This is a genomic window from Pseudomonas sp. 2VD (assembly GCF_005503585.1).
Classification (GTDB): domain Bacteria; phylum Pseudomonadota; class Gammaproteobacteria; order Pseudomonadales; family Pseudomonadaceae; genus Pseudomonas; species Pseudomonas aeruginosa.
In genome coordinates, this window is sequence record NZ_SCND01000392.1 from 1 (window position 1) to 5357 (window position 5357).

Annotated in this window: 8 protein-coding genes; 7 read left to right on the forward strand and 1 reads right to left on the reverse strand. The window is 67.2% G+C overall.

Going from position 1 to position 5357, the window contains the following annotated elements:
* The 7 genes from glcF to FFS27_RS27965 form a co-directional block, all read left to right on the forward strand.
* Window positions 1-1171 (forward strand): glycolate oxidase subunit GlcF (gene glcF, locus FFS27_RS27930; protein ID WP_137952356.1); only part of this gene is annotated, 1171 nt, incomplete at its 5' end.
* A gap of 4 nt (window positions 1172-1175) precedes the next feature.
* Complete coding sequence (locus FFS27_RS27935; protein WP_003096637.1) at window positions 1176-1577, forward strand: heme-binding protein; 402 nt, start codon at window positions 1176-1178, stop codon at window positions 1575-1577.
* 133 nt (window positions 1578-1710) lie between these two features.
* Window positions 1711-1878 (forward strand): rubredoxin, encoded by a 168-nt coding sequence (locus FFS27_RS27940; RefSeq protein WP_003098330.1) that lies wholly within the window; start codon window positions 1711-1713, stop codon window positions 1876-1878.
* A 182-nt stretch (window positions 1879-2060) separates the two neighbouring features.
* Window positions 2061-2228: a rubredoxin gene (locus FFS27_RS27945; RefSeq protein ID WP_003098329.1), complete on the forward strand. Its 168-nt coding sequence runs from the start codon at window positions 2061-2063 to the stop codon at window positions 2226-2228.
* Window positions 2229-2279: 51 nt separating this feature from the next.
* On the forward strand, window positions 2280-3434 hold the full coding sequence (alkT, locus tag FFS27_RS27950; RefSeq protein ID WP_003114369.1) for a rubredoxin-NAD(+) reductase AlkT: 1155 nt from the start codon (window positions 2280-2282) through the stop codon (window positions 3432-3434).
* A gap of 201 nt (window positions 3435-3635) precedes the next feature.
* On the forward strand, window positions 3636-3908 hold the full coding sequence (locus FFS27_RS27960; protein WP_003096630.1) for an HU family DNA-binding protein: 273 nt from the start codon (window positions 3636-3638) through the stop codon (window positions 3906-3908).
* A 135-nt stretch (window positions 3909-4043) separates the two neighbouring features.
* Complete coding sequence (locus tag FFS27_RS27965) at window positions 4044-4436, forward strand: hypothetical protein (protein WP_003096629.1); 393 nt, start codon at window positions 4044-4046, stop codon at window positions 4434-4436.
* Between the two features lie 71 nt (window positions 4437-4507).
* Here FFS27_RS27965 and FFS27_RS27970 read toward each other — a convergent pair.
* On the reverse strand, window positions 4508-5357 hold an 850-nt coding region (locus FFS27_RS27970), incomplete at its 5' end, for an HDOD domain-containing protein (protein WP_137952357.1).

Below are 5357 nucleotides of genomic sequence, written 5' to 3' on the forward strand. Positions count from 1 at the left end.
GCGCATCCTGCGCAGCTGCGTGCACTGCGGTTTCTGCAACGCCACCTGCCCGACCTACCAGGAGCTGGGCGACGAACTCGACGGCCCGCGCGGACGGATCTACCTGATCAAGCAGTTCCTCGAGCGCGACGAGGCCAGCGAGCGCACCCGCCTGCACCTCGATCGCTGCCTGAGCTGCCGCAACTGCGAAACCACCTGCCCGTCCGGAGTCGAGTACCACAAGCTGCTGGATATCGGCCGCGACCTCCTCGCCGAACGCCTGCCGCGCGGCTTCCGGCAACGCCTGCTGCGCGACGGGCTGCGCCTGCTGGCCCCGCGCCCGGGGTTGTTCGGCGCGCTGGCCGGCGCTGCCGGGCGGCTGAGGCCTCTGCTGCCTGAGGCGATGCAGGGCAAGCTGCCACGTCGGGTCGCGGCGCCGGGCAGGCGGCCGCAGCCCCGGCATGCGCGGCGCGTGCTGCTGCTCGAAGGTTGCGTGCAGCCGGCGCTGTCGCCGAATACCAACGCCGCCGCCGCGCGGGTTCTGGACCGCCTGGGAATCAGCGTGACGCCGGCGGCCGCGGCCGGCTGCTGCGGCGCGCTGGATTTCCACCTGGATGCGCAGGAGCGCGGCCGCCAGCGCGCGCGGCGCAATATCGACGCCTGGTGGCCGTTGCTGCGCGAGGGTGCCGAGGCCATCGTGCAGACCGCCAGCGGCTGCGGCGCCTTCGTCAAGGACTACGCCTACCTGCTGCGCGACGACCCACGGTACGCGGACAAGGCGCGCGAGGTCGCCGCCGCTGCCCGCGACCTGGTGGAAGTGCTTCGCGACGAGCCGCTGGAATCCCTCGGCCTGCGCTGCGACCAGCGCCTGGCGTTCCACTGCCCATGCACACTGCAGCACGCGCAACGACTGGGCGGGGCCGTGGAGTCAGTGCTGCGGCGACTGGGCTTCCATCTCACCGAGGTGGCCGACGGTCATCTCTGCTGCGGGTCCGCCGGCACCTACTCGCTGACCCAGCCGGCGCTGTCCCGGCGTCTGCGCGACAACCGCCTGGACGCCCTGGAAAGCGGCGCGCCGGATGTCATCGCCACGGCCAACGTCGGTTGCCAGGCCCATCTCGACGGGGCCGGACGGACCCCGGTACGCCACTGGATCGAGCTGCTCGACCAGGCCTTGCCCGGAGGAGAGTGAAACCATGCACAGCAAGCCGGTACTCGGCCGCGAGGAGGTCGCCCGCGTCCTTGGCGCGGCCCGCGAGGAGGCACAGCGCCAAGGCTGGGCGGTGAGCATCGCGGTGGTCGACGACGGCGGCCACCCGCTGGCGCTGGAGCGCCTCGACGGCTGCGCGCCGATCGGTGCCTACATCGCGACGGAAAAGGCCCGCAGCGCCGCCCTCGGGCGCCGGGAAACGAAGCGCTACGAGGACATGATCAACGGCGGACGCAGTGCCTTCCTCTCGGTGCCGCTGCTGCAGGCCACCCTGGAGGGCGGCGTGCCGATCCTGGTGGACGGACAGGTGGTCGGCGCGGTCGGGGTTTCCGGTGTACGCGCCGAAGAGGACGCCCAGGTGGCGCGGATCGGAGCCGAGGGGCTGTGAGGCGACCGGTGGGCACCACCCATCTTTGGTTGGCCCGTTCGGCACCACCTTGCCTTTCGGGCAGGTTGGCGGACAGGGTGGATTTGTTATAGGTTGCCGGCGCTGAACCGTGGTAACCCGCCCGAGGTAAACAATGAAGAAGTGGCAATGCGTGGTGTGTGGACTGATCTATGACGAGGCCAAAGGCTGGCCGGAAGAAGGCATCGAGGCGGGAACGCGCTGGGAAGACGTGCCTGAAGACTGGCTGTGCCCCGACTGCGGCGTCGGCAAGCTGGACTTCGAGATGATCGAAATCGGCTGAGCCCCGCTCGCCGGCGAAGAAGGCGGCCCTGGCCGCCTTTTTCATGCCTGGCCAGCGGCCGTCCAGGGGTTATCCTTGGGGCTTGGGTCCGGTCATTGACTGTCCTGCCGGGAACGCCCGGCAGCCTTGCCGTTGGCCGGCCACCGACGCTGAGCTAGGTTCGACGAACGAGGAGGGTGGCTATGCGCAAGTGGCAATGCGTGGTCTGCGGCTTCATCTACGACGAAGCCCTGGGCCTGCCCGAAGAAGGCATTCCGGCGGGAACCCGTTGGGAGGACATCCCGGCGGACTGGGTCTGCCCGGACTGCGGTGTCGGCAAGATCGATTTCGAGATGATCGAGATCGCCTGAGCGAAATCCACAGAAGCGGCGCCCGGCGCCGGCAATCACAGAGGAACGGAAATGAGCGAGCGTGCGCCCCTGGTAATCATCGGAACCGGCCTGGCGGGCTACAACCTGGCCCGCGAGTGGCGGAAGCTGGACGGCGAGACGCCGCTGCTGATGATCACCGCCGACGACGGCCGTTCCTATTCCAAGCCGATGCTCTCCACCGGCTTCTCGAAGAACAAGGACGCCGACGGCCTGGCCATGGCCGAACCGGGCGCCATGGCCGAGCAACTGAACGCGCGCATCCTGACCCATACCCGGGTCACCGGTATCGATCCGGGCCATCAGCGGATCTGGATCGGCGAGGAAGAGGTGCGTTATCGCGACCTGGTCCTGGCCTGGGGTGCGGAGCCGATCCGGGTGCCGGTCGAGGGCGATGCCCAGGACGCGCTCTACCCGATCAACGATCTGGAAGACTACGCGCGCTTCCGCCAGGCGGCTGCCGGCAAGCGTCGGGTACTGCTGCTCGGTGCGGGGCTGATCGGTTGCGAATTCGCCAACGACCTCTCCAGCGGCGGCTACCAGCTCGACGTGGTGGCGCCTTGCGAGCAGGTCATGCCGGGCCTGCTCCACCCGGCCGCGGCAAAGGCCGTGCAGGCCGGCCTGGAAGGCCTCGGCGTGCGCTTCCACCTGGGGCCGGTGCTGGCCAGCCTGAAGAAGGCCGGCGAGGGGCTGGAAGCGCATCTTTCGGATGGCGAGGTGATTCCCTGCGACCTGGTGGTCTCCGCCGTCGGCCTGCGTCCGCGCACCGAACTGGCCTTCGCCGCCGGGCTGGCGGTCAACCGCGGGATCGTCGTCGATCGCTCGCTGCGCACCTCCCACGCCAACATCTACGCGCTGGGCGACTGCGCCGAAGTGGACGGCCTCAACCTGCTTTATGTGATGCCGCTGATGGCCTGCGCACGCGCGCTGGCGCAGACCCTCGCCGGCAACCCCAGCCAGGTGGCCTACGGTCCCATGCCGGTGACGGTGAAGACCCCGGCCTGCCCGCTGGTGGTGTCGCCGCCGCCGCGCGGAATGGATGGCCAATGGCTAGTGGAAGGCTCTGGAACGGACCTCAAGGTCCTGTGCCGGGATACCGCTGGTCGAGTGATCGGTTATGCCCTGACCGGAGCGGCGGTGAACGAAAAATTGGCCCTGAACAAAGAGTTACCCGGCCTCATGGCTTGAATGCCATTGGTTCCGGCCGTTATGCCGTCGAGACTTGCGGCAAAATTGTCGGACGATACTGGCGCAGTCCTCGGGAGCATGCCATCCTCCATCGCGTCTACCGCAGTCTAGAGCCTATGGTTCCGGTGGACTGCGGTGCCTTTGAGCGCTGCTGGGAAGACAGCACGGACACAAAAACAACAAACCGTCAAAGAGGCAACTATGCGTAAACCAGAACTAGCCGCCGCTATCGCCGAAAAGGCCGATCTCACCAAGGAACAGGCCAATCGCGTTCTCAACGCCCTGTTGGATGAAATCACCGGCGCGCTGAACCGCAAGGACAGCGTGACCCTGGTCGGTTTCGGCACCTTCCTGCAACGCCATCGCGGAGCCCGCACGGGGAAGAACCCGCAGACCGGCCAGCCGGTGAAGATCAAGGCCAGCAACACCGTCGCCTTCAAGCCGGGCAAGGCCCTGCGCGACGCGGTCAACTGACCGCCGAGAGCCCGGAGTCAGAGCGGCTCCGGGCTTCGTCGAAGACGCTTCCGCGCTCATCGAAAGGACAGCTGTAGTCCTCCTCGCGAACAGCTACAATGCGCCGCTCATCTCCCCGGATATCGAGGCGCGTGCATGAAATTTCGTCTTCTCCTGTGGATGCTTGGTCGCCTGATGGCCAAGGCCAGCCGCGACAATCCCGCTTTCCAGAAGCAGCTCGAGGGCAAGGACCTGGTGTTCCAGTTGCATACCCTCGATGGCAAGGTGGCGCGCCACTACCTGGTCAGGGACCTGCGCGTCAGCAGCAAGCGCGGTACCCATCCGCAACCGGCATTTTCCCTGGGGTTCAAGGACGGAGCCTACGGTTTCGCCGCGATGACTTCGAAGAACCCGCAGTTGGCCTTCATGCAGGGCATCCAGAACAAGGACATCCAGATACAGGGCAATCCGGCGCTGGTGATCTGGTTCCAGGGTCTGGTGAAGTACCTCAAGCCGAAGAAGAAGGCGCCGGAGAAGAAAGCCGCCTGAGGGCGGCTTTCGATCTCATCCGGGCTGCGGCCGCAGCCTTTCGGTAGTGCGTTTCGCAGCGGACTACCCGGTCACCCCGGCAAGCGATTGAACTGGGCCGCCAGTTCGCGCAGGGCCGCTTCCGCTTCCAGCACCTTTTTCACGGCGTCCCCGGCCTTCTCCGGGGTGATCCCCAGGCGCTCGTACAATGCCGCCGGAATCGCTTGCTGCGGGCCATCGCCGATGCCGCTGTTGCGCAGCAACCGGTTGGTCAGGCAGATCAGGTTGGCGTAGACCGCGTTCGGCCCGGTGTAGCTGGGGTCCTGCTGGAAGCGCAGGGCGCAATAGAGGTCGTCAGGCATGTCCCAGACGCGCATCAGCCAGGCGCCGATCTGCTCGCGGGTGATCCCCAGCAGGTGCTGTTCGATATAGGCATGGCCGAGGTGCGGGTTGACCTCCAGGTGCCGGCAGATCAGCGAGAAATGCGGCGGGAAGACATGCGCTAGGACCAGGTAGCCGAAATTGTGCAGCAGGCCGCCCAGGTAGCTCAGGCCGGACTCCGGGCGCAGTTCGCGCGGCATGGCGCGGGTCAGGCCCTCGATCACCGCGGCGGTGTAGATCGCCTGCTGCCAGTAGGGCGTGGCCTGCTGCGGCTGGTCCTTGGGCAGGCTCAGGCTCTTGCCCAGGGCGAGGCCGAGAGCCAGGTTGATCACCAGGTCGAAACCGAGGACGCGGACGATCGCGTCTTCCACCGAGCGGATCTTGCCCGGCGCGGCGTAGTAGGGCGAGGCCGCCCAACTGACCACCTGGGCGGCGAGCGCCGGATCGGTTTCCACCAGGCCGGTGATGTCGTCGACGCTGGCGTTGGGGTCGACCCGCAGCTTGATGATCTTCTGCGCCGTCTGCGGCAGCGGTGGAATCTCGATGGTCTGCTCCAGGCGC

Excerpts from the sequence above, each read along its gene's own strand:
- FFS27_RS27935 (WP_003096637.1), top strand. The coding sequence starts at position 1,176 with ATGCACAGCAAGCCGGTACTCGGCCGCGAGGAGGTCGCCCGCGTCCTT.
- FFS27_RS27940 (WP_003098330.1), top strand. The coding sequence starts at position 1,711 with ATGAAGAAGTGGCAATGCGTGGTGTGTGGACTGATCTATGACGAGGCC.
- FFS27_RS27945 (WP_003098329.1), top strand. The coding sequence starts at position 2,061 with ATGCGCAAGTGGCAATGCGTGGTCTGCGGCTTCATCTACGACGAAGCC.
- alkT (WP_003114369.1), top strand. The coding sequence starts at position 2,280 with ATGAGCGAGCGTGCGCCCCTGGTAATCATCGGAACCGGCCTGGCGGGC.
- FFS27_RS27960 (WP_003096630.1), top strand. The coding sequence starts at position 3,636 with ATGCGTAAACCAGAACTAGCCGCCGCTATCGCCGAAAAGGCCGATCTC.
- FFS27_RS27965 (WP_003096629.1), top strand. The coding sequence starts at position 4,044 with ATGAAATTTCGTCTTCTCCTGTGGATGCTTGGTCGCCTGATGGCCAAG.